The following is a 24,323-nucleotide window of genomic DNA, read 5'->3' as shown; positions in this document are numbered from 1 at the left end:
GTGATGCCTCGCGCTGCGAGGGGAATCAAGTCGGATTTGCCCCTTTGACTCTTTCCCGTCCACAGCGCACGATCTGCGCAATCAAAGATAGGGAGTATTCAAATGTTGACCCGTTTCCTGACCTCCGCAGCCGTGTTGGCCCTGACCGCAGGTGTTGCGGCGGCTGAGTATAAGCTGACGATTTTGCACACAAACGACATTCACAGCCGCATCGAGTCGATCAACAAATACGATTCCACCTGCGACGCCGAAGACGAGGCCGAGGGCAAGTGTTTCGGCGGCGTGGCCCGGCTGAAAACAGCCGTGGACGCCAAGCGGGCCGAGCTGGCGGATGAAAACGTGCTGCTTCTGGATGCGGGTGACCCGTTCCAGGGCTCGCTGTTCTACACCACCTACAAGGGCGCGGCCGAGGCCGAGTTCATGGAAGGTATCGGCTATGATGTCATGGCCGTCGGCAACCACGAGTTCGACGATGGCCCCGAAGGTCTTGCAGCCTTCATCGACGCGGTCAGCTTCCCGGTGATCTCGGGCAATCTGGATCTGTCGAATTCGGCCGAGTTGAAGGACAAGGTGCAAAACCACGTGGTTCTTGAGGTTGGTGGCCAGAAGATCGGCATCATCTCGGCGCTGGCAACGGATACGGTCGATACCTCAAGCCCCGGCAAGGACGTGGTGTTTAAGGACGAAATCGAAAGCCTGAAGGCCGACGTCGCGGCGCTGCAGGAAGACGGGGTGAACATCATCATCGCGCTGAACCATGTGGGTCTGGCCAAAGATCTGGAGATCGCCGAACAGGTTCCCGGCTTGGATCTTGTCGTTGGCGGCCATTCGCACACGCTGTTGTCGAACACGGACGAAGGTGCTGCGGGTGCCTATCCGACGATGGTGGGCGATGTGCCGGTGGTGCAGGCCTATGCCTATTCGAAATATCTGGGCGAAGTGGTTCTGACCTTCGACGATGACGGCAATCTGATTTCCGCAGAAGGTGAGCCGATCCTGCTGGACGCCTCGGTCGCCCCTGACCCCGACGTCGCAGCGCGTGTCGCCGAAATGGGCGCACCGATTGAAGAGATGAAGCAGCGCGTGGTTGCTGAAACCGGTGCCGCGGTCGAAGGGTCGCGCGATATTTGCCGGGTGCAGGAATGCGAGATGGGCAACCTTGTCGCCGATGCGATGCTGGCGCGGGTTGCGGATCAGGGGGCCCGGATCGCCATCGCAAACTCGGGCGGGCTGCGCGCCTCGATTGACGAAGGCGAAGTGACCATGGGCGAGGTCCTGACGGTTCTGCCGTTCCAGAACACGCTGTCGACCTTTGAGATCAGCGGTCAGGGCGTCATTGACGCGCTGGAAAACGGTGTCAGCCAGGTGGAAGAAGTCAAAGGCCGTTTCCCGCAGGTTGCCGGTATGACCTTCACCTGGGATCCTTCGGTCGCGCCGAACAAGGGCCGTATCACTGAAGTCATGGTTGCCGAGGGTGACGGCTTTGTGCCGATCGATCCGGCAGCGACCTATCTGGTCGTGACCAACAACTATGTGCGCAATGGCGGAGACGGGTACAGCATGTTCGAAGGCGACGACAAGAACGCTTATGATTTTGGTCCTGATCTGGCGGATGTGACAGCGGAATATCTGGCCGCAAACGCGCCGTATACGCCTTATGTCGATGGGCGTATCAAGCAGAAGTAAGGCGCTGGTATATCAAAGAAAGCCGCATCATTTCGATGCGGCTTTTTTCGTTTGGATCAGCTGAAATCGTACTCAGGCCATAGATCGGGATCGAACCCGTCCAGCATGGGCTGAATATGCTCGGCGACGGCGCGCCAGCCACCGATCGACTTGGTCGAGATCTTGTTGCGCACCTGATCGATACTGGCTGTTCGCACTTGTTTCGTATTGTCCTCGGGGCGCACCATCGCGGGGTGCCATTCAATCTCGCAGAACGCAGCGATGTCTCTGCTGTAGGTTTCCGGGTCGGCAACCAGTTTTTCATAAGGCACGGTCAGGATGCGACCGGCAAACGCGGCATCCCAATGCGCCATGTACCGACGGTACAGGTTGGCCGTATGCGCAATCGATTCCAGGTTCGAGGCATAGTTCATACCGCCCGCCGGGAAACGCCGAATCCATTTTGACAGGCCAACATCCCGAGGATCGCGCAACATGTTGATGACTTTCGCGTTCGGGAACGCCCCAAGGACGAAGCCGACGCGCTGGAAGTTATGGGGCATCTTATCGACAAAGGCTGTCGAATCCTCGGGGATCGGCGGCATTAGCTCGCGAAACTGCTGCGCGAACTCGCGTGCTGCATCCGCGTCGAACGCCTGTTCGCCCGATTGGAACTCGACAGACAAATCCGCCGCCAAAGTCAGTTCGCCACAACCCGCGATACCGGGCGCGGCGCTGAGCATCATTTCCATCAACGTTGTGCCAGAGCGGGGCTGCCCGATCACGAAAATCGGGGCTGGGGTCTCGACCAGATCAGAACTGACTGCAGGCCCGCCAACCGGAAACAGGTTCGTAATCGCGTTAAACTTCTTATCTTCCGCCGCAAAATGGTAGGGATTGGTGCCGTGCTGCGTCGCGTTGGCTTGCGCGAAATGCGGCATCGCCGCACCCAGCCCTTCAATCTTCGAGGTCAGGTGGGCCTTTGCGAATTGAAGCTCTTGCAAGTCGTGATCACTGGCATCTATCGCCGCTTCAACCTTGTTCAAAAGGGCAGAGGCATTACCCTTGTCGGCAATGGTCGACAATTGCAGCAACGCGTTCTTGTGGTTCGGGTCCTTGTCCACAATCGCACGATAAAGCGTGCCAGAGCTCTCTTTGTCGCCGCTTTGGTGCAAGGTAACTGCTTTGGCAAAGGCGACTGCCGGATTCTCGGCGTCCAACTCGAATGCGCGTGAGACATCGCGCGTATTTTCCTCCACAAAGCCGATCCTTGCGAAAGCACGCGCCCTTTTGATCAGCAGATCAGCATTATCGGGATCATTGGCCAGTTTCTGCGTCGCATAGTCGATGATCGACCGCCAGTTGCTGCCCTTCAGCGAAATCTCTTCGATGACCCGCGCAAGTTCCTTGTTGTTCGGAAACTTCTCGGATTTTTGTTCCGCATAGGTCAGCGCGCGCTCGATCTGGCCGGTCTGCATCAACGCATTTGCAAGGTTCTCGACAAATTGCGGGTCTTCCGGCTTCATACGCGAGGCTTCGACGAAATGCGGGATCGAGCGTTTGTATTGCTTCATCTCGGTCAGGACGAACCCGGCTATGGCGCGATAATCGCAGTCCTTCGGGAATTTCTTGATCCCCAGCTCGGCCTTTTTCAACGCCTGTGGCAGTTTTCCTGCCTCCAAAAGCTCGATTGCCTTGTCTTTCAGGGATTTCGCCGTTTGATTTTTCATGTCACCCCATGAGACCTTGTGCCTGAATGAAACACTTTCGAGGGTTCATTACCCATGTGCGGACGGTTTGCAATAACTCTTCCCAATGATGCCATGGCGCAGCTTTTTGCCGCCAGGCCTGCCAACGCCTTGCCCGCCGTCCCGAACTACAACATTTGCCCGACAAATCAGGTCCACGCCGTGCGGTTGGGTGAGGGCGGTCGGCAGTTGGACGCGCTGCGGTGGGGATTTCTGCCCCGTTGGTACAAGACCGAAACCGCAGGGCCCTTGTTGATCAACGCCCGGGCTGAAACACTGGCTGAAAAACCCGCTTTTCGCGATGCCTGCCGCGCGCGACGGTGCCTGATCGTAGCCACCGGTTTCTACGAATGGACCAAGACGGAACAGGGCACCCGTCTGCCCTGGTATATTCATCGCAAAGATGGGGCTCACATCGCGTTTGCAGGGGTCTGGCAGGATTGGGGCCCTGATGACGCCCGGCAATCCACCTGCGCCATCGTCACCACGCAAGCGAACCAAAACCTGTCTGCCATTCACCACCGGATGCCCTTGATCCTTGAGCCGGACGACTGGTCCTTGTGGTTGGGTGAGGCAGGCAAAGGTGCCGCGCGGCTGATGAAACCCGGGGCCGAGGATGTGTTGGAGTTTCACCGGGTCGACCCGACGGTCAATTCCAACCGCGCGTCGGGCCCCGAATTGATCGAGGCAATCGAAGAATGATCGCTGACAGGCTTTCCATAGGTCGCGCGGACAGCTAGATCGTTGCCATGGCTCTGAAATTCTCTGATCTCACACAGCTTTATTCGCATGGGTTCGACACCGTGATCGACGTGCGCAGCCCGGCAGAGTTTGCCGAAGATCACCTGCCTGGTGCGATCAACCTGCCTGTTTTGGACAATGAAGAACGCGCGCGGGTGGGAACGATCTACAAACAGCAAAGCCCGTTTCTGGCCCGCAAGCTTGGGGCCGCGTTGGTGTTTCGGAACGCGGCCAACCACATCGAACACAGGCTCAGCCATCATGAGGGCAACTGGCGTCCACTGGTCTATTGCTGGCGCGGCGGTCAGCGCTCGGGCTCATTCACCTGGACATTGCAACAGATCGGGTGGCGGGCCGAAGTGGTTGAGGGCGGGTATCGCACCTATCGCCGTTTGGTGAATGCCTACCTGTATGACCAACCGTTACCGTTCCGGCTGGTGGCGTTGGATGGGTATACCGGGACCGCCAAAACCGACCTTTTGCATTATCTGAACCAACGAGGCGTTCAGGTCATCGATCTGGAAGGTCTGGCCAATCATCGCGGGTCTTTGCTGGGGGAAAGGCCGGGCGGGCAGCCCAGCCAGAAGGCTTTTGAATCCGCTCTCTCTGCCGCCTTATGCGCTCTGGACCCGGCACGCCCGGTTGTGGTCGAGGCGGAGTCGTCCAAAATCGGAGAGCGCATATTGCCGCCCAGCGTCTGGACCGCGATGTGCAACGCGCCGCGCATTCACATCAGCGCACCGATTGAAGCTCGCGCCGCCTATCTCGCTCGCGCATATGACGACATCCTGTCGGACACCGAACGTCTGCGCGACCGGCTGTCACCGCTGCGCCTCCATCGTGGGCACGAGGTTGTTGATGGGTGGTTGCAACTGATCGATGCCGGTGACAAACCGGCCTTGACCCGCGCCCTGATGGAGCAGCATTACGATCCCGCCTACACCAAATCCCGACGGTCTTTTGCGACCGACACACTGGCGCAGATCGAAGTCGTGCGCTTGGATGAGCCGGGCTTGAATGAGGCAGCCGCCCGGATCGAACGGGCTCTGGATCAGCATTGAAGCCGCAGGCCCGGTGCTTCGGTCAGGGAACCGATGCGCACCGCCGGATACCCGGCGTTTTGCAGGTCTTCCAACACCGCGTCGGCATCGTCGGGCGCAATGGCTGCTAGCAACCCGCCTGCGGTTTGAGGGTCGAACAACAGCGCCGCCTTGCCGTCCGAGGGAAGTTCGGGCGCGATTGATCTGTTATCCGCGAACAAGGTGGAATGCATGCCGCTGTCGTTCAGGTCCAAGGCCCCGGGCATTGCGGGAACAGCCTCCAGATCCAGAACCGCGCCACCGCCCGAGGCGTCGCACATGCCCTTCAGGTGACCCGCCAGACCGAAGCCGGTGACGTCGGTCATGGCATGCGCATCGACCAGAATACGCGACGCAGCACCCTGCGGTTGGGTCATGATTTCATAAGCTCTTGCCACGCTTGCACCAACTCCGCGCCCGGCCATTTCCGCAGCCATCACGACGCCGCTGCCAATAGGCTTGGTCAGGATCAGCGCATCCCCTGGTCGGCCACCGGCCAGAGTGATCGGCGTATCCCGGCACAAACCCGTCAGGGTGAACCCAATCGTCATCTCATCGCCCATCGAAGAGTGACCGCCGACGATCTCGGCCCCGGCCTCTCGCATGACCTCGTTGGCGGTGGTCATGATCTCGCTCAGGGTGCGTTCCTGTAGTGCTGCGGACATGCGGGGCAGGATCAGAGTCGCCGTTGCAGCCTGCGGTTCGGCCCCCATGGCCCAAATGTCGCCCAAAGCATGCACCGCCGCGATACGCGTCATCAAAACCGGGTCATTGGTCACGCTGCGCAAATGGTCCGAGGTCATGACCTGCCGTACCCCACCCGTTGTCAAAAGCGCAGCGTCGTCTCCGGGCAGGGGCGTCACGTCGGTCCGGGTTGGCTCAGGCAAAGCCGCCAGCGCCTGTTGCAGGGCACCGCGCCCAACCTTGGCCCCGCAGCCGCCGCACATGGGTTTGTCGCCCAGCACCTCGGTTAGGCCCGCCGCGTGATCGCGCGGCAGCGCCGGGGTTGGCATCGTTGGAAGGTCGCGGAATTTGCTCATGAAGGTCTGGTCGATGTGGTTTTTCCACCGCCACATCAATGCGCCGCTGAACGAGGTGCCCAGCCGCTCCCCCAGCGCGGATTTGCCGCCTAGCGAGATCAGCTTCAGGTAATCCTTCTGCGGCACATAGCGCCGCATCCGACCCGCGCCCAACGCCGCCCGCAGGTTATGGAACAGAACCGGAGCTTCGCGCACCGCATAAACGCCCGCCTTGGGGCGTGGGTTTTCCGTCAGATGGGCGCAGTCCCCGGCGGCGAAAACGGCCGGATCGCTGGATTGAAGGTGGCCGTTCACCCGTATGAACCCGTCCTGCAGGTCCAGCCCGGTGCGGGTGATCCAGTCATAGGGGCGGGCCCCTGCCGCTCCGGTTACGAACTGGGTCTCGATCTGGCGACCATCCTGCAACGCCACATGATCGGCGGCGATTTCCTTGATCGCGGTCTGTTCCAGCACCTCGACGCCCAGCCCGGCCATTGCCCGGCGGATCGTCGCGGCGGCTTTGAGCCCGGTCGCTGTCAGGGCCGAGGCATTGTCGATCAGCGTCACCTGCGCCGTGCGTTGGCGGGATTTCAAGGCATGGGCCATGGCCATGGCCAGTTCGACACCCGCGACACCTCCGCCAATCACGGCAACCGATGCGGGGCCGCTGCCATCCAGATATGCAGCCCAACGGGCGGCGAAAGGGCCCAAGGGTTTGGCAGGCACCGCGTGTTCGGCAAAGCCGGGCAGGGCGGGCATGTCCGAGGTGATCCCGACATTGACCGAGGCCACGTCGAACGCCACCGGCGGACGCCCCGGTACATGAACGCAGCGCTGATCGGTATCGATGCCATCGACCGCCCCCAGAATGACCCGCGCACCGGCAAATCTGGCCAGCTTTACCAAGTCGATATCCAGTTCCCACCGGGCATAATGCCCCGCGACATAGCCGGGCAGCATCCCGGAATAAGGCGCGGTCGGGCCGGGATTGATCACCGTCACCCGTGCACCGGGCAGCGGGTTCATCCCCCATTTGCGCAGCAACAGCGCGTGGGTGTGTCCTCCGCCAATCAGAACCAGATCACGGGTCAGGGGCAGCGGAGGTCTATTCATCAGGATCAGTTCGTACTGTGGTCAGGGACGTCTTCGACCTGCTCTACCGCGTGGGTGGCCCAAAGCTCATCCTCGCCCGCGTCGGGCAGATCCTCGGGCTTTTCATGGCGATGTATGTGCCATTTGGCAATGAACAGGGCCGTGATCGGGGCGGTCAGGAACAGAAACAGGGTGATCAGCAACTCGTGCAGGGAAAGTTTGCCTTCCAACAAGACAGAATGCGCGATCGAGGCCAGCAGCACGCCGCCAACCCCCAGCGTCGTTGCCTTGGTGGGTGCGTGCAGACGCGACATCGGGTCCTTCAGTTTGATCATCCCGAAAGAGCCCACAAAGCCGAAGATGCCAGACATAATCAGGAAGGCTGCAATCAGAAGTTCGACGAAAAAAGTCATGCCGCCCTCACTCGATAATATTGCCGCGCAGCATAAAGCGCGCGTAGGCCACGGTTGAAACAAAGCCCAGCATGGCGATGATCATGGCGGCCTCGAAAAAGATCTCGGTGCCCTGATCCAGACCGTAAAGGATCATCAGGGCGATGGTGTTGATCACCATCGTATCCAGCGCCAGAACGCGAGTGCCAACGCCGTCCGCAGTGATGATCCGCCACAGGCACATCATTATTGCGGCTCCGAAACAGGCGAAGGCAAACCAGATCGCATAGTCAATCATTCGAAAATCTCCTTCAGTCGGCGTTCATACCGCTGCTTGATCTGGTCGCGGACCGCATCGGGGTCGGGGGCGTCGAGGCAGTGCACCAGCAGGTTATGCCCCTGCGCCGACAGGTCACAACTGACGGTGCCGGGGGTCATGGTGATGGTGCCTGCCAGAACGGTGATCGCCTCGGGCGTGCGCAGCTCCAGCGGGATGCAGACCCAGTTGGGCTGACGGTCCGAGTCGCGCTTGAACAAAATAATCCGGGCAACGGTGATGTTGGCCATCACGATGTCCCACAGAACGACCAGCATGTACTCAACGACCATCGGCCAGTTGCGCAGCTTGGGGCGGTCGGGCCAGTAGGGTTGAGTGATGAAGGGGATGATGATCCCCAGGATCAGCCCGAAGACCAACGAGTTCAGCGACGGTTTGTTGGCCAGCAGCATCCAGACCACCGTCAGCAGGAAGGTCAGGTGCGGGTGCGGGAATACGCGGCGCAGCAGCTTGATCATTCTTCCCCTCCCAACACGGCCGAGATGTAGTGCTCGGGCGTGAACAGTTGTTCAGCGGTTTTACTGGTGTAGGTCAGTGCAGGCCCGGCAAATATAGTCAGCAGGATCAGGCCGGCGACCAGACCGCAGACGGATGTAAAGGCCAAGCCGGGTTGCGGCTCGGGCGCGGTTTTGGGGGTGTCCTCATCTTCCGGTGTCGATGCATCGTGGCTCTTCCAGAAGATCAACGATCCTGCGCGCGCCAGTCCGACGATGGTGACAAAGGACCCGATCAGGATCACGGCCCAGACCCATCTCGCATCCGGCGCCCCGCGCGAGGCATCCAGCACCAGCAGCTTGCCGACAAAGCCCGACAGCGGCGGCATACCGGCCATGGCGATGGCTCCGACAAAGAACAGGGCCGAGATCAGCCCGGTTTGCGCCATCGGCGCTTTGGGCATAATCGCTCCGCCCCGTCGTTCCATCACCAGATCGGCGACAAGGAACAACAGCGCCGTGGCGAGCGTCGAATGGAACACGTAATACAGTGCGGCGGCGCTGGCCTGAGGTGTGAACAGCGAGATCGCGATCAGCAGCGTCCCCATCGAGGCGATGGCGCAGAAGGCCACCATCCGCGCGATATGCTGCGACCCCAGAATGCCAATGGCCCCGACCGCAAGCGTCACCAGTGCGGCGGGTTGCAGCCAGTCGCCGACCAGCCCTTGGGTCGCCTCGACCTCGGGTCCAAAGGCCAGCGTATACATCCGGATGATCGAGTACGCGCCGACCTTGGTCATGATCGCAAACAGCGCGGCCACCGGCAGCGGCGCGTTGGCATAGCTGGCTGGAAGCCAGAAATGCAGCGGCAGAACGGCAGCCTTGATGCAGAAGACCAGCAGCAGCAGCACCGCACCGACGCGCAGCAGAGCGGTGTCTTCGGGCGGGATCTCGGCCACGCGCAGGGCGATATCGGCCATGTTTAGTGTGCCGGTCACACCGTAAAGCGTGCCCAGAGCAAACAGGAACAGGGTCGAGCCCAGCAAGTTGTAGGCCACATATTGAACGCCGGATTTCAGCCGCACGGACCCGCCGCCATGGGTCATCAGACCGTATGAGGCGATCAGCAGAACCTCGAAGAACACAAACAGGTTGAAGGCGTCACCGGTCAGGAAGGCGCCGCAAACGCCCATAAGCTGGAAATGGAACAAGGCGTGGAAGTGTTTCCCCCGTTCATCCCAGCCCGAGGCGATAGCGTAGAGCACAATGGGCAACGCCAGCAAAGCGGTCAGCAGAACCATCATCGCCGAAAGCCGGTCCAGCACCATGACGATGCCGAACGGCGCGGGCCAGTTGCCAAGCTCATAGACCTGAATCTCCCCTCCCGCTGCCTGGGCGGTGACGGTCAGGGCAATGCCCAGCAAGGCAACGACGCCCGAGACCGAGAAGATGCGTTGCAGGTCCAGATGATAGCGCAGGACCATGATAATGAACGGGGCCAGGATCGCGGGAAGGACGATCGGCGCAACGATCCAGTGGTTCATGCGTCTTCCTCCGGCGCGTCCACGCTGTCGCTTGCGCTCATGTCGATATGGTCATCTTTCGAGGACAGATAGGCCGACAGGGCGATCATCACGATCACCGCCGTCATCCCGAACGAGATCACGATGGCCGTCAGCACCAGGGCCTGGGGCAGCGGGTCGGTATAGGGGACGTCTTCGTATTTGTTCAGAACCGCAGGCGCATTCAGGGCCAAACGTCCGGTGGCAAACAGGAACACGTTCACCGCATAGGTGATCAGCGACAGGCCAAGAATGACCGGGAATGTCCGTCGGCGCAGGATCAGGAAGATCCCGGCGGCGGTCAGAATGCCTACGGCAGAGGCAACCAGCGCTTCCATCAGGCCTGCTCCTTCTCTTCTACTTCGTCCTGTGGGGCATCCCGCAGCGGGTTGATATCCATCGGGAATTCCTGCGCCATGCCCGGTCGCCACGCAAAGCGCGACAGGCTGTCGAGCGCCAGCATCACGGCCCCCAGAACGGCCAGGAACACGCCCACGTCAAACAACATGGCGGTGGCCCATTCGAACTCTTCCAGCGGGGGCCAGTTGATGTAGCCGAAGTCGCTGGTCAGGAAGGGGCGTTCGTTGAACCAGGCCCCCAGACCGGTGGCGGCGGCGATCAGCACACCCCAGCCGATGGTGCCGTGATAGTAGAACCTTTGTCGTTCAATCGCCCAGGTATAGCCGCTGGCCATGTATTGCATCAGAAACGCAATCGCGACGATCAGACCGGCGATGAAGCCGCCCCCGGGCTGGTTGTGACCCCGGAAGAAGATATAGGCCCCGACCATCAGCGCGATGGGCATCATCACACGGGTGACAACCACCATCATCAGTGGGTGTGAATCCCCCGATTGCGGCCAGTGCGGTTTGCGGTTCAGCAGGTAGCCGCGCACATTGGTGCCCAGAACCGCCTCGGTCAGGGCAAAGATGATCAGCGCGGCAATGCCCAGAACAATGATCTCACCAAAGGTATCAAAGCCCCGGAAGTCGACCAGAATGACGTTCACCACATTGGTGCCTCCGCCGCCTTTGTACGAGTTTGCCAGATGGAAATCGGAAATCGTCGGGAAGGCGAAGTCGCGCAGCATGATCGCATAGATCAACGCCCCGGTTCCCACGCCAGCAACCACGGAAATCGCCGCATCCCGCCAGCGCCGCGCGGCGGAACTGTCCCATGGCGTCTCGGTGGGCAGGAAGTTCAGCGACAGCAGCAGCAGGATCATCGTCACCACTTCGACCGAGATCTGGGTCAGCGCCAGATCCGGTGCCGACAGATAGTTGAAGGCAACCGAAACGATCAGGCCAACAACGCCGATCAGCACGAGCGAGAGCAGACGGTTGCGATGGAACCACATGATGCCCAGCGTCGCGCCGACCAGACAGATCCAGCCAATGATGGGAATGATCTGCGCGGGAATCGGTACACGGGTTTCGACACCGATGGTTCCCGTCGAATAGGCGTAATAGCCAAGCCCTACGGTAAAGGCGACAAAGATGATCGCGTAGCGGCTCAGGACCCCATTGTGCAGTTCATCCGTAATCCACTGGCTGAGGCGCGTGAAGGCGTTGATGATAGCCTCGAAAATCACCTTGGCCTCGGGGCGGGGCAGAGCGTTCCACACATACTCGCCCCGTTTGTGCAGCGCCAACAGGAACAGACCGCCCAGCGTGGCCACGACCGACATATACAACGCCGGAGTAAACCCGTGCCACAGTTTCAGCGAGTAATAGGGCAGTTTCTCGCCCCCGATCACAGCGCTGGACACAACGGCCACCAATGGGCCGACGATAGCGGCGGAATAGAAGCCGATCAGCACAACCAGAACCACAAGGAACGCCGGCGCAATCCACAGCCCGACAGGCGGATCATGCGGATGCGCGGGGTAATCGTCGCGCTGCGGTCCAAGGAACACATGGCTGACGAAACGGAAGGAATAGGCGGCGGAAAACAGCGCCGCCAGCAGGGCCAGACCCGGCATCAGATAGTGCGAGTTCAGCCATGTGGTGTGCACGGTTTCCTCCAGCATCATCTCTTTCGAGAGGAACCCGTTCAGCGGCGGCAGGCCGGCCATCGACAGTGCCGCGATTGTGCCGATTGTGAAGGTGATCGGCATCAGGTGCCTTAGACCCCCCAGCCGTTTGACATCACGCGTTCCGGTCTCGTGATCGACGATCCCGGCGGTCATGAACAAGGCGGCTTTGAACGTCGCGTGGTTGATGATGTGGAACACGGCGGCCACGGCGGCAAACTTGGTGCCAAAGCCCAGCAGCATGGTGATCAAACCCAGATGCGAGACGGTTGAAAACGCCAGCAGCGCCTTCAGATCATCCTTGAACAGCGCGATCACCGCCCCAAGCAGCATGGTTACTAGACCGGTGGTGGCAACGATATAGAACCACGCATCGGTGCCCGACAAAACCGGCCACATCCGCGCCATCAGAAACAGGCCCGCTTTCACCATCGTGGCCGAGTGCAGATAGGCCGAAACCGGCGTCGGTGCGGCCATCGCGTGCGGCAGCCAGAAATGGAACGGGAACTGCGCCGACTTGGTGAAACAGCCCAGCAGGATCAGGATCAGCGCGGGCATGTAATAGGGCGATGCCTGTATCAGTTCCTTGTTCTGCAGAATCACACTCAGATCGTAGGACCCCACGATATTGCCCAGGATCAGCATCCCGGCGATCATCGCCAGCCCGCCGCCACCGGTGACGGCCAGTGCCATTCGCGCGCCCTGACGGCCTTCGGGCAGGTGTTTCCAATAGCCGATCAGCAGGAAGGAACTTAACGAGGTCAACTCCCAGAAGATCAACAAAAGCAGGATGTTGTCGGACAGAACGATCCCGACCATCGCGCCCTGAAACAGCAGCAGATAGGTATAGAACTGCCCCATCGGATCTTCGCGCGACAGGTAAAACCGCGCATAGAGGATGATCAGCAGACCGATGCCCAAGATCAGCAGGGCAAACAGAAAACCAAGCCCGTCCAGCATGAAGTTCGCGTTCAGCCCCAGGCCCGGTATCCAGTCGTACCGGGCGGTCACGACCTCACCTCGCATGACCGAGGGGATGTGGATCAACAACCCCATCAGGGCCAGGAAGGTGGTCAACCCAGCGGCCGAGGCGGCTGCGTTTCGTCCCGCCCGGATCAGGAGGGCTGGAAACACAGCTCCGATAAAGGGAAGGGCCGCGATGAGGAATAGGGACAAGTGCGATACTCCGGTCTGAGCGGTCAATATGATTGAATTGGTAAGGATAATTTATTGACTGTCCAAAAATTGCAAGGTTTCGAACGGCCTCAAAAGATGTATTCCGGATGTGATTAACCTGCGTAATAATGACGCGAACTTGAACGGGTGGCCGGTTTTCCGCGCAGCACCGGCCCCGCTGCTGTGTTAGAAAACACCCGTCAGCGCAGGAGGGCGCCGCATGGCGGACAGGACAAACCGGACCCGAAGGTGGGTTTTGCTGGGTGGCGGGGCCGCCATCGCAGCAGGGTTTGCGATACGGGAATATCGTCTGATCCCGCAGGATTATTCGGGCGGTCAGCTGGACGTATCTCAGGCGCATCAACAGGCGGTTTCGGGCGATGTTCTGCTGGTGGATATCCGCACACCGCGCGAATGGCGCGCAACCGGCATCGGGCAGGGGGCGCAGCCGCTGGATATGCGGCGGGACGATTTTGTTCAGGCTTTGACGACGTTGACGGGCGGAGATCAATCCGCCCCCGTTGCCCTGATCTGCGCCCGCGGGGTCCGCTCAGCCCGGCTGAGCAACCAACTGACCGAGGCGGGGTTCACCAATATCATCGATGTGCCCGAAGGCATGCTGGGGTCTGCCGCCGGGCCGGGCTGGGTGCGCGCCGGGTTGCCGGTCGAAGCTTATACCGAGGGGACGTGATGGAAACGAAATACTGGCTGTCTTTTTGTTTGGCTTGCGCAGGAAGCTCGGCCCTTGCCGATTGTGGTCCGGATCAAGGGACCTGCCAGACGCCGTCGGGCGAATATCACATAGAATTGCCAAACGCCGAAAACCCGCCATTGGTGGTTTTCCTGCATGGCTATGGGGGCAGCGGTGCCGGAACCATGAGAAACCGCGCTATGGTGGACCCATTGCTAGAGCGTGGCTATGCCGTCATGGCTCCGGAAGCGCTGGAACGACCGGACAGGGGCGGCACCAAAAGCTGGAACTTCTATCCGGGCTTTGGGGATCGTGATGAAACCGCGTTTCTTAGCGAAACGGTCGAAGATGCGGCCGCGCGCTTTGGCATCGACAGTGAACGCGCGATACTTGGCGGGTTCTCGGCTGGTGGCTTCATGGTGAATTACCTGGCCTGCGCGGCACCCGATACATTCTCGGCCTATGTGCCCGTCTCGGGCGGGTTCTGGCGTCCGCATCCCGAAGCCTGCGAAGGGCCGGTTCGGATGTTCCACACCCATGGTTGGACCGACAATGTGGTCCCGTTAGAAGGGCGTCTGCTGGGCGGCGGGCGCTTTCATCAGGGCGATATCTTTGCGGGCCTCGAAATCTGGCGCATCGCCAACGAATGCGAGGATACGAAGCCCAGCGGGTTTTCGACCACTGGGCAATTCATGCGGCGCAACTGGATGGGATGCGCCGAAGGCAGTGCGCTGGAATTTGCGCTGTTTCCCGGCGGTCACAACGTGCCCAGTGGCTGGGCTGACATGATGCTGGACTGGTACGAGGGGTTGCCCGGCGGCTGATTACTCCGCCGGGGTCATTGTGCCTTTGCCTTCGATCAGCCGCTTCAACTCATCCCGGTGACGACGGGCCGAGCGGGTGATGGCCGGTTCGGCGAAATCCTCGCGCATGCCAACCATGCGGCGGGCGGTGCCTGCGGACACGCCGCTGAGCGCGGACAGCGGGACCGCCAGCGCAAGGCTGATCGCAATCGGGGCCAGCCAGACCGAGACCAATCCGGCGAGAATACCAACGCTCAGCGCGATGCCGCTGATGGTTTCCAGCGTGTGGCACAGGATCAGGGTGCGCAGAGAATAGCTGCCGCCATCGCGTGCTTGCGGCGACCAGCCCTTTTGCAAGCCCAGGGCGGTGCGGAACACGGCGATCATCTGCTGCACCATCAGGATCGGTGCGTAGAGGATCGACAAGATGACCTCGAACAGGAACGAGGTGAAGAACCGCCGCCAGCCGCCGAAATCGGAATAGCGCACACCGCTGAGGGGCAGGGCGGCCACACCCAGAACCTTGGGGGCCAGCAGCATGGCGTACATGACCAGAATGATCAGCACGTGGCGCGTCTCGGTCATTTCGGGCCATTGCGGGAACAGCGGATTATCGGGGCTGAAGTAATGCAGAACCGAGGCCTCTTCGCCCTGACCGATCAGCGCCCACATCAGCAGCAGCGCAAACCACAAAGGCGACATCAGATATCCAACCGCCCCATGGAACATGTGAAACCGCGAGACCGAGCGGAACCCGCGCGAGCCCAGAAGTTTCAGATGCTGCAGGTTGCCCTGACACCAGCGGCGATCCCGCATGGCGTGGTCGATGAGTGTGGGTGGGGTTTCTTCGTAAGACCCCCGGATGCGCGGCAGGAACCGCACAGCCCAACCGGCGCGGCGCAGCAGACCGGCCTCGACGAAATCGTGGCTCATGATCAGCTTTTCCTGCCCGGTCAAGGACCGCAGCTTGGGCAGACCGGCACATGTGGCGAAGGCCCTGGTGCGGATGATGGCGTTGTGGCCCCAATAATTGCCCTCTTGCCCGCACCAGCGGGCCAGACCTTCGGCAAAGGCGATGCCATAAACGCCATTGGCAAACTGCTGCATCCGGGCAAAGACCGACTGCGCGCCGATCAGTTGCGGGTAGCTTTGGATCAGGCCTGCGCCCGGGTCGCGCGCCAGCGAATCCGTCAGGCGGGCGATGGCGCGGCCGGTCATCAGGCTGTCGGCGTCCAGAACCAGCATCGCGTCCCAATCCGCGCCCCAGCGGCTGACCCAATCGGCGATATTGCCAACCTTGCGGTCCGTGTTCTGCGGGCGGCGGCGGTAATAGAGCTTCAGGTCCGGGGCCAAGGTCGTGCGCAGCGCTTCGATACTGGCTTGCTCTTGCGCGGCGATATCCGGGTCGCGCGTGTCCGACAGGATGAACATCGCGTATTCATGCTGACCGCCCCGCGCGCGCAGTTCTTCCAGCATGGTGCGGGCATTGCCCAGCACGAACCACGGGACCTCATTATAGGTCGGCATCAACAGGGCCACGCGCAGCGGTTGCGCGCGTTCCCGTCTGACCGGACGGTCCTGCCGGGACAGGGAAATCATGCCCAGAAGCACCGTGCAGACGGTGAAGGAAATCCAGAAGAAGTTGAACGAGATCAGTGCCAGCAGAATGCCTTCGACCAGATTGATCCCCTCGGCCCCGAACCAGTCGCTCATGACCCAGAGCAGGCCCAGCGTTGCCGCCATGGCGGGCGAAAAGGCCAGCGCGCGCCAGAACCCGGCGGATCGGCGTTTGCCCGACGGCACCCCGGCATCGCGGAACCCCGCGCGGAAATCCTGCGCGGGCATGGCCAAGGGCGCCTCGGGCGGCATGATATGCAGATCGCGGCTCATGTGGTCCAACGGTACAGCCAGACTTCGGAGGCCGGTTGCTTGCCCACCAGCAGCTGCGCGCGCAGTTCAACATAATCGCGGTCGCCGGGCTGGAACGAGAAGGCCAGACGCACACCGCCTGTGTCCGGGTTGCGTTGCAACACGCCGTCCGAGGTTTCGGCATGGGGCGAATTGGCAAAAATGCGAATGGCGTCCAGATCGTCGAACAACTCGCTGGGTTCGAAATCGATCACGGCCAGACGGCCTTCGCCAAAGGTATTCACACCCATCGCCGTGTTGATGACACGCGGCATCGAGGTGCGCTGCGGCTCTTCACCCCAGATCAGGCGATAGCTGAGGTCCACCTGACTGCCTGCAGCATAGGGTTCCGCCGGACGCCAATAGGCAACGATGTTGTCATAGATTTCCTGATCGGCCGGAATCTCGACCAGTGTGACGGTGCCCTTGCCCCAGTCATCCCCCGGTTCGACCCACAGGCTGGGGCGCTTGTGATAATTCGCCTCAAGATCCGCATAGTCCGAGAATTCGCGCTTGCGCTGCATAAGACCAAACCCTTTGGGGTTGGTGTCCACGAAAGATGAGATTTGCAGGCGCGTCGGGTTGGCCAGAGGCCGCCAGATAACCTCACCCGCGCCATTGCGGATCAGCAGCCCGTCGCTGTCGTGCACGGCGGGGCGGAAATCGTCGAACCGGCTGTGGTTGGTCTGATCAAACAGGAACATCGAGGTTCCAGGCGCGATGCCGACGTGATCCAGCTCGGTGCGCGGGAACAGGGTGGCTTCGACATCCATGATGCAGTCGGCACCGGCGGTAACGTTGAAACGATAGGCCCCGGTCACGCTGGGGCTGTCCATCAACGCGTGGACCACCATGTTGCGCTGGCCCGGTTCCGGGCGTTCCAGCCAGAAGCGGATAAATTCCGGGAATTCCTCACCATCCGGATCGCCGGTTTTCAGCGCCAGACCGCGGGCGGACAGACCGTAAACCTCGTGCAGGCCGATGGCGCGGAAATAGCTGGCCCCCTGCCAGACGCAGAACTCATCTGTTTTGCCGGGGCGGTGCATTTCGGTGCGCAGGCGCAGGCCCGAGAAGCCCAGCGTGTCGTCGATAGGCAGGGTCGGAACCTCATCCGACTTGTCGAACATCGCAAGATCGAAGGCCACCGGTTTGGTCATGCCATTCTCCACCGTCGACACTTTGACCGTGCGCGGGAAGTACAGGCCCGGCGTGAAGAAATCGACGTTGAAGGGGGTCTCGGTCTCGTACCAAAGGGCGCGATCCAGACGGAACCGGATCGAGCGGTATTGCTGGTACGTCAGGTCCTGCCATTCCTGCGGCACCATCTCACGCTCGGCAAAGGGGCGGCTGGCCAGTTCACGGGCCAACTCGATCACATGATCGCGGTCAAATGGCACGTCTCCGCCCGAGGCAAAGGTGGCGGGCGCCAGAAACAGCGCGGAGGTTGAGGCCAGAAATGCGCGGCGCGTCAAAGTCATTTCTTAGATTTCCACGGATGAGATTTGAACCAGCCGGCCAGATAGGCCACTGCGATGATCATGGCAAAGCCAATCATGTTGGCGGCGAAAACGGTGGCGGCATCCCGCCCGGCCTGATCCAGCGCAACACCGATCAGACGGGCTGCCGCCATCGAGAAGACGAATACGGCAAGGGATTGCTGGCCGACTTTGGTCACCAGCTTCAGCACCACTTGCCAAACCCGTGCGCCGACACTGTGGCCCGAGGCGATCAGGCGGTGGCCATGTTCACCCGCGACGACCCAGCCCAGATAGGCCAGCGACAGGAAGTGGATATAGCGGAACAGGCCGAACTCGGTCTTGCCGCGCAGTTCCTTGGTCAGGGGCCAGATCTCGCGGATTTCTTCGGCCAGGCCGGGGGCTGCGGATTGCACCCACAGGAACACTTTCCACGACCCAATAGGCGCGGACAGAACCAGAAACGCAATCGCCGCCCAGATCAGTGTTTTTGACACCCGCGGGGCAGGGATCCAGCCGCGCATGAAAGCAAAGCCGGTGAAGAACAGCAGCTGCCAGCCGAACGGGTTGAAGAACCATTGCCGGTCAGACCAAGGCTCGGCCGGAAGGGCAAGCGCGCCGGTCTGAGCCACCAGCCAGATCGACACCGAAGCCAGCGCGACGGCCCAGAACCCGATGCGCGACAACGCCATGAACAGCGGCATCATCGCCAGCACAACCAGATACATCGGCAGGATGTCGAAGTAGTTCGGCACATAGGTCAGGGTGAAAATCCCGACCATCTGCGGCAGCGGATCGTTGAAGAAATGCTGCAGGTTCAGGGACGAGACGTAATTCTTTGTAAACAGGCCGGAATTATCAAGCGCGGCCATTGTCATGGCGACAAAGAAGAACAGACAGATATGCGCCCAATAGACCTGCCAGATGCGGAACGCCACGCGGGCGGTGCCCATCCACCAGCCCTTGCGCAGGAACGCGCCGCCAAAGGCGATGGCCGAGGCCATGCCGGAACAGAACACAAAGATCTCGGTAGCGTCGGAAAACCCGAAGCGCGCCGGAATCCAGCTTGTCCAGGGGTTGCCGGGGATATGGGCAACCAGAATGATGAACATCGCGATGCCGCGATAGAAATCCAGTCGCGGGTCGCGCACGGTTGCCGGAGCGGCCACCGGGGCCGCCACAGGCGCAAAATCAGAAGCGGGCGATGCAGTCGCCATACGTTTTCTGTCCTTCTTGGTCTTTTTGTTATTCGGCCGGGACGCTTTGAGCGTCTCCGCTGTCGCGGGCCGCGTCGATCAGGGCGCGGCGCGCAAGTGCGTAATTGTCCTCGCCCCCGGCACGTTTGGCGCGCCGGTCGTCCAGGATGCGCTCCACCGCGTCCAGACGCCCGGCGCGCAGGCCGGAATCGATTGTGATGCGCTCGAATACATCACGTTGTGCGTGGCTGCCACCTGCCATTTGCATGCCAGCGCGCGCGGTCGACAGGAAATCGAAGGCCGCGCCATAAAGCCCGTCGCCGAAGGCCTCCAGGCCCTTGGCCGCAGCAATGCCCGGATCGGACATGCGGATCGGGGTGTCCCCCTGATTGCGCTGCGCATCCTTCTGAATGCGCTGCAACATTTTGCCCGTCGCGTCCGCGCGGTTGTCGCCGGTCAGGGCCAGCAGGTAATGCAGGTCGGCAAAGATCAGGCAGCCGTCCTCGGTCCGCGCGGCGCTGAGATCGGCGAGTTCTTCCCAGCGGTTGCCAACATCGATGCCCTCAAGCTCCAACCGCGACAGCAGCGAGGTCGCGTTCGAGATGTCGCGATAATCATCCGTCTTGTCCTTGCGGATATGCTGATCATACAGCGCCATCACCTGATCGACCTGACCCAGATCCAGATGCATCAGCGCCTTGTGCCACCAGACGTGATAGCGAAAGTTGTTGCAATGCGCCCAGGCGTCCTCGCGCCCGGCAAGCCAGTCCAGACCCAGTTGCGCGTTGCCTGTCATCTCGTGGACGTGAGCGACAGCATGCAGACCCCAGGCATCGTCCGACACCATCCACAGGGCCTGTCGACCGGCAATCTCGGCCTTTTCATAGGCGCCAGTTTCTTCCAGCGCGAAGGAATGGCAGCCCAGCAGATAGCCGCGTCCGGCATGATCCGGCTCGTAGGCGGGCAGAACCCGTTCAATCGACCGACGCATTCCCGCCGCGTCTCCCAGCACAAACCGTGTCGCGTGGCTGAGTTTCATCGCCAGCGTGTCGGTCGGATGGGCGCGCAGGACCTCTTCGAATTTCTGCACAGCTTGCGAGGGCAGGTCGGCTAGATAGAGCGACAAGGCATCGACATACAGCTTCTCACGCGCCGACACGGTCTGGCGTGTCATTGCGGTGTTGGCTGCGGCCAAAGCCTCGGTCGCGACGGGCAACATCTCGCGCCGACCCAGCAGAACCATGAACAGACCCTTGATCGCATGACCCAATGCGAAGTCCGGCTCAAGCTCGAGCACCTTGCCCAGATGCTGAGGGGTGATTGCCGCGTGCGCCATGAACCCAAGCAGAACACCATCCCACGCTTCGACGGCTGCCGGGTGGCTGAGGGTGTTCAATTGTCCAAAAACGTCTTGTTTCATACTTGGGTCCAATCTGATTGCGATATTTGACACTGTTCGATTTATCAGAGTGTGCGGGCGCGTCGTAACAGTATCGACCCTGCTCTCGAATTGGTGAAAAGCCGTGTGTGTAAAAATTGAAAAAAACCGCCGATTCAAGGGCATGTTTCAGCAACTTGCCGCCGAAATGGGCAAGTGTTTCAGTCTTCGAAGGGGTTTTCAGCGCCTAAAACTGCATCAGTATCCGCACCAAACACCGGCGGGGCATGCCGATATGTTACAGGCGTGCGTGACAGGTTCAGGGGATTCCCGATCAGTTTCACCTCGGCCGGATCGGCCTGCATGGCGATCTGCATGCCACGGGCTGCCACCTGATCCGAGGCAAAAACCTGATCCAGTGTCCGCACCGGGCCAACCGGCACCTTGCGGGTTTCAAGCTCGGAAATCACCGTGGCCGTTGCCTGGGATTTCATTGCCGGACGCAGCACGGCGTTCAGCGCATCGCGATGTTCAAGCCGCGCGGGGTTGGTGGCGAAACGCGGCTCGTCGGCCAGTTCGGGATGGCCGATGAAATCGCAGAAGCGGCGGAACTGGCTGTCATTGCCAACTGCCAGAATCACGTGGCCATCGGAGGTTTCGTAAACCTCGTAAGGCACGATATTGGGATGCCCGTTGCCACGCCGCTGGGGCACATCGCCCGAGGTCAGATAGTTCACGCCCTCATTGATCAGCCAGGCCACCTGCGAATCCACCAGCGCCAGATCGATCTGCTGGCCTTCGCCGGTCAGATCGCGGTGACGCAGCGCCGCCAGAATGCCGACAGTCGCATACATGCCGCACATGACATCGGCGATGCCAACACCCACTTTCATCGGCGCGCCATCGGTATCGCCGGTCAGCGACATGATCCCACCATAGCCTTGCGCCATCAGGTCATAACCGGGCTTGCTGGAATTGGGTCCGGTCTGCCCGTATCCGGAGATTGAGCAATAGACGAGTCCCGGAAGATCCTGAGACAAGCTGTTGTAATCCAGCCCGTATTTCGCCAGCCCGCCGGGCTTGAAGTTCTCGATCAGAATATCGGCATGCGAGGCAAGGCGTTTGATTTCAGCCTGTCCCTCGGGCGTTGCGATGTCGATGGCAACGGATTTCTTGTTGCGGTTGGCCGACATGAAATAGGCGCTCAGGTCCGAGCGGTTGCCATCCCCATCCGCAACATACGGAGGGCCCCATTGCCGCGTATCGTCCCCGCCGGTCGCGGGGTTTTCGATCTTGATGACGGTTGCACCCAGATCGCCCAGCAATTGCGTGCAGGTCGGTCCGGCCAGAATGCGCGACAGGTCCAGAACCTTGACGCCCTTCAGCGGTCCTTCAGATGCGGCCATCATACCCTCCACGATCAATCTCGGCGGCGATCACAGTAAAGCGGTCGGCCTTCATCGCCTCGTTCAATGCTGCGCGCAGTTCTGCGCGGTTGCGCACGGTATGTCCATAGCCGCCAAAGGCGCGGCCCATGGCGGCAAAGTCGTGACGGTCGAAATCGACGCCCCGGTTGCCCATCTGGCGCTGGCGTTGCTTCAATTCGATCAGCGCCAGCGAGGCGTCGACGAACACGAGAAAGATCGGATTTCCGCCCATTTCGGCAGCGGTCGACAGCTCTCCGGCGATCATCAAGAACCCTGCATCGCCCGAAAAGCTGATCACCGGGCGGTCGGGTTCGGCCAAGCTCAGGCCCATCGCCATCGGAAGGGCGCAACCCATTGTGCACAAAGCAGAAGATTGGATCAGCCCGCGCGGCTCTTGGCACTCCCACATCTGGCTCAGCAGGATGCGGTGTGCGCCGCTATCGGCCGAGGCCAGCGTGTTGCCGGGCAGCACGGCGCGGGTTTCGGCGATCACACCCGCAGGCCCCCAATCGTCGTCCTGCGGGAAGGCTTGCGCCAGCGCGGCCTTGACCTGAGCGGGCTCTCCACCGGGCCACGTGGCGCGGGCCGGGTTGCCTTTGGCAATCGCCTCCAGCGTCTGGCCGGTATCGGCCACCAGATTCAGGCCGGCCTGATGCATGTAGTGATCGTTCACCACGGCCGAGATGTCGATGACGCGCTTTTCGTCCGGATCCCAGATCTCGCGCCAGCCGGGGCGCATTTCGATGGGGTCATAGCCAAGGCACAGAACCAGATCGGACTGTTCGATCAGCGGCACCAGATGTTTGTCGGCCAGAGGCGACAGCCCCGCGCCGCCCAGACACAAAGGGTGATCCTCGGGGATCACGCCCTTTGCCTTGTAAGTGGTGACAAAAGGAATGCTGAAATGTTCTAGAAACGCCTGAACCACACTGCGCGAGTCGTCATACAGCACATCCAGCCCGATGATCGCGACGGGACGTTCGGCCTCGGCCACCCAGCGGCGGGCCTTGGACAGGCAGTCGCCTTCCGGGGCTACAGCCGCCACCTTGGCCAGGCGGCGGCGTTTGGGCGAAGACATACGCGCATCCGCAACCGAGATTGGCACGTCGATATGGACCGGGCCGGGGCGGGGCTGATTGGCCAGAGAGACTGCCTTATCCGCAATGATATCCGCGCCTTCGGCGGTCATCACATAGGTGGCCTTGGTGATCGAGCGGTAGACCTGTGAATGGTCCATGACCTGATGGGTATAGGTCAGCGCCTCGTCTGCATCCACACAGCCGGTCAGCACGATCATCGGCACGCGGTCCTGAAACGCATTGGCCACCACGTTGATCCCGTTCATCGCACCCGGCCCGATGGTCGCAACCAGAATGGCGGGCGCGCCGTCGCGGTGATGCACGGCCTCGGCCATGAAGCCCGCGGCGTTTTCGTGCTTGGTCAGATGGAAGGTGATGCCCGCCTTTTCCAGCGCATCAACCAGCGTCAGAACCTCGCCGCCCGGCATCCCGAATGCGTGGCGGCAACCCGCCTCGTACAGCCGTTGGGCCAGAAGGTCCGCAGCGCGGGGGGACAGGTCCTGCATCAGTCATGCTCCGAATTAGCCAATGGGAAGCAAATGTCTGACATCCCTAACAGAGGCAAGCCGGATCACGCCAGTGTGACTATTTGACTGCGGAATCCGCGATGGATTGAAACTTTGCGTCCAATTCTTCGGCAATCGCAGACAGCGCCGCGCCGCCTTCGTCAGCGTAAGGCTGGAAGACAAAGCTGGGTGTTTTGTAAGACAAGGTCGCCGTGCCATCGTCATTTTCGGTGACGTAAAACCGGATCGGCGCTTCGATCATCGCAGCGGTCGAGGTTTCCAGAACGCGCACGGCAAAATCGTTGTTGAACACGCCGATCACGCGGTTGCCGGGGATGGTAATCCCACGCGCCGCAGCGGCCTTGGTCGGACCGGCCTGAGTGACCACGATCAGCCCATTGGCCTTCACCGCCGCTTTCGTGTCAGCGACCAACGCCTCATAGGATTTTTCGCTGTCAAACACGGCCCATCCGGGCAAAGGCTCATCCGCAAAGGCGGGCAGAGCCAGCAAACACGCAAACGCAACGACAGGTTTCATCGCAGGCCCTCCGTCAACTTGGCTAACTGCTTGATGCCAGAATTC

The 24,323-nt window shown here is 61.0% G+C and carries 20 protein-coding genes; 5 read left to right on the top strand and 15 right to left on the bottom strand.

The window, feature by feature from the left end; translation table 11 throughout:
* Positions 1-102: 102 nt before the first annotated feature.
* Entirely contained in the window at positions 103-1,686 is a 1,584-nt protein-coding gene (locus ACR0KJ_RS06770) for a bifunctional metallophosphatase/5'-nucleotidase (RefSeq protein WP_480626246.1), read from the top strand.
* Positions 1,687-1,742: 56 nt separating this feature from the next.
* On the opposite strand, the gene ACR0KJ_RS06765 is transcribed toward ACR0KJ_RS06770, so the two are convergent.
* Positions 1,743-3,395: a tetratricopeptide repeat-containing sulfotransferase family protein gene (locus ACR0KJ_RS06765; protein ID WP_170622074.1), complete on the bottom strand. Its 1,653-nt coding sequence runs from the start codon at positions 3,393-3,395 to the stop codon at positions 1,743-1,745.
* A gap of 54 nt (positions 3,396-3,449) precedes the next feature.
* Here ACR0KJ_RS06765 and ACR0KJ_RS06760 point away from each other — a divergent pair, with 54 nt between their 5' ends.
* Together ACR0KJ_RS06760 and mnmH are read left to right on the top strand one after the other, a co-directional pair.
* Positions 3,450-4,115: an SOS response-associated peptidase gene (locus ACR0KJ_RS06760; protein WP_170622073.1), complete on the top strand. Its 666-nt coding sequence runs from the start codon at positions 3,450-3,452 to the stop codon at positions 4,113-4,115.
* Positions 4,116-4,162: 47 nt separating this feature from the next.
* Complete coding sequence (gene mnmH, locus ACR0KJ_RS06755; protein WP_480626245.1) at positions 4,163-5,215, top strand: tRNA 2-selenouridine(34) synthase MnmH; 1,053 nt, start codon at positions 4,163-4,165, stop codon at positions 5,213-5,215.
* Here mnmH and selD read toward each other — a convergent pair.
* Genes selD through ACR0KJ_RS06720 form a run of 7 tightly spaced genes read right to left on the bottom strand, consistent with a single transcriptional unit; the run spans position 5,206 to position 13,277 of the window.
* Positions 5,206-7,365 carry a selenide, water dikinase SelD gene (selD, locus tag ACR0KJ_RS06750; protein ID WP_480626244.1) on the bottom strand — a complete coding sequence of 720 codons (2,160 nt, stop codon included), beginning with the start codon at positions 7,363-7,365 and terminating at the stop codon, positions 5,206-5,208. The two genes, mnmH and selD, sit on opposite strands and share 10 nt — an antisense overlap.
* Before the next feature lie 5 nt (positions 7,366-7,370).
* Complete coding sequence (locus ACR0KJ_RS06745; protein ID WP_170449380.1) at positions 7,371-7,757, bottom strand: Na+/H+ antiporter subunit G; 387 nt, start codon at positions 7,755-7,757, stop codon at positions 7,371-7,373.
* A gap of 7 nt (positions 7,758-7,764) precedes the next feature.
* Positions 7,765-8,034, bottom strand: coding sequence for a K+/H+ antiporter subunit F (locus tag ACR0KJ_RS06740; protein WP_170524812.1), 270 nt, complete (start codon positions 8,032-8,034; stop codon positions 7,765-7,767).
* Positions 8,031-8,528 (bottom strand): Na+/H+ antiporter subunit E, encoded by a 498-nt coding sequence (locus ACR0KJ_RS06735; protein ID WP_170452980.1) that lies wholly within the window; start codon positions 8,526-8,528, stop codon positions 8,031-8,033. The genes ACR0KJ_RS06740 and ACR0KJ_RS06735 overlap by 4 nt, the downstream gene beginning before the upstream one ends.
* Positions 8,528-10,051, bottom strand: a complete 1,524-nt coding sequence (locus tag ACR0KJ_RS06730) for a monovalent cation/H+ antiporter subunit D (protein WP_170449384.1) — start codon at positions 10,049-10,051, stop codon at positions 8,528-8,530. The genes ACR0KJ_RS06735 and ACR0KJ_RS06730 overlap by 1 nt, the downstream gene beginning before the upstream one ends.
* Positions 10,048-10,407, bottom strand: coding sequence for a Na+/H+ antiporter subunit C (locus ACR0KJ_RS06725; protein WP_170449386.1), 360 nt, complete (start codon positions 10,405-10,407; stop codon positions 10,048-10,050). The genes ACR0KJ_RS06730 and ACR0KJ_RS06725 overlap by 4 nt, the downstream gene beginning before the upstream one ends.
* Positions 10,407-13,277 carry a monovalent cation/H+ antiporter subunit A gene (locus tag ACR0KJ_RS06720; protein ID WP_170622070.1) on the bottom strand — a complete coding sequence of 957 codons (2,871 nt, stop codon included), beginning with the start codon at positions 13,275-13,277 and terminating at the stop codon, positions 10,407-10,409. The genes ACR0KJ_RS06725 and ACR0KJ_RS06720 overlap by 1 nt, the downstream gene beginning before the upstream one ends.
* Positions 13,278-13,497: 220 nt before the next feature.
* Here ACR0KJ_RS06720 and ACR0KJ_RS06715 point away from each other — a divergent pair, with 220 nt between their 5' ends.
* Together ACR0KJ_RS06715 and ACR0KJ_RS06710 are read left to right on the top strand one after the other, a co-directional pair.
* On the top strand, positions 13,498-13,968 hold the full coding sequence (locus ACR0KJ_RS06715) for a rhodanese-like domain-containing protein (RefSeq protein WP_170524806.1): 471 nt from the start codon (positions 13,498-13,500) through the stop codon (positions 13,966-13,968).
* Positions 13,968-14,792: an alpha/beta fold hydrolase gene (locus tag ACR0KJ_RS06710; protein WP_170524803.1), complete on the top strand. Its 825-nt coding sequence runs from the start codon at positions 13,968-13,970 to the stop codon at positions 14,790-14,792. Before ACR0KJ_RS06715 ends, ACR0KJ_RS06710 begins: the two co-directional genes overlap by 1 nt.
* Here the strand turns inward: ACR0KJ_RS06710 and mdoH are convergent, their stop codons facing one another.
* The 7 genes from mdoH to ACR0KJ_RS06675 all read right to left on the bottom strand — a co-directional run bounded on the left by mdoH (position 14,793) and on the right by ACR0KJ_RS06675 (position 24,278).
* Positions 14,793-16,661: a glucans biosynthesis glucosyltransferase MdoH gene (mdoH, locus tag ACR0KJ_RS06705; protein WP_480626243.1), complete on the bottom strand. Its 1,869-nt coding sequence runs from the start codon at positions 16,659-16,661 to the stop codon at positions 14,793-14,795.
* A complete protein-coding gene (locus ACR0KJ_RS06700; RefSeq protein ID WP_480626242.1) occupies positions 16,658-18,157 on the bottom strand; it encodes an OpgD/OpgG family glucan biosynthesis protein in 1,500 nt (499 codons plus the stop codon). The genes mdoH and ACR0KJ_RS06700 overlap by 4 nt, the downstream gene beginning before the upstream one ends.
* Positions 18,154-19,371, bottom strand: a complete 1,218-nt coding sequence (locus ACR0KJ_RS06695) for an OpgC domain-containing protein (protein WP_170449397.1) — start codon at positions 19,369-19,371, stop codon at positions 18,154-18,156. The genes ACR0KJ_RS06700 and ACR0KJ_RS06695 overlap by 4 nt, the downstream gene beginning before the upstream one ends.
* Positions 19,372-19,399: 28 nt before the next feature.
* Positions 19,400-20,770, bottom strand: a complete 1,371-nt coding sequence (locus ACR0KJ_RS06690; protein WP_170449399.1) for a tetratricopeptide repeat protein — start codon at positions 20,768-20,770, stop codon at positions 19,400-19,402.
* Positions 20,771-20,949: 179 nt separating this feature from the next.
* Positions 20,950-22,134: a CaiB/BaiF CoA transferase family protein gene (locus ACR0KJ_RS06685; RefSeq protein ID WP_480626241.1), complete on the bottom strand. Its 1,185-nt coding sequence runs from the start codon at positions 22,132-22,134 to the stop codon at positions 20,950-20,952.
* Entirely contained in the window at positions 22,121-23,740 is a 1,620-nt protein-coding gene (locus tag ACR0KJ_RS06680) for a thiamine pyrophosphate-binding protein (protein WP_170449405.1), read from the bottom strand. The genes ACR0KJ_RS06685 and ACR0KJ_RS06680 overlap by 14 nt, the downstream gene beginning before the upstream one ends.
* Before the next feature lie 79 nt (positions 23,741-23,819).
* On the bottom strand, positions 23,820-24,278 hold the full coding sequence (locus ACR0KJ_RS06675; protein ID WP_480626240.1) for a DUF302 domain-containing protein: 459 nt from the start codon (positions 24,276-24,278) through the stop codon (positions 23,820-23,822).
* Positions 24,279-24,323: the final 45 nt, after the last annotated feature.

The organism is Ruegeria sp. AD6 (assembly GCF_056542325.1).
Note: the sequence above shows the minus strand (reverse complement) of the source record. Positions and strands in the feature narration are given on the sequence as shown.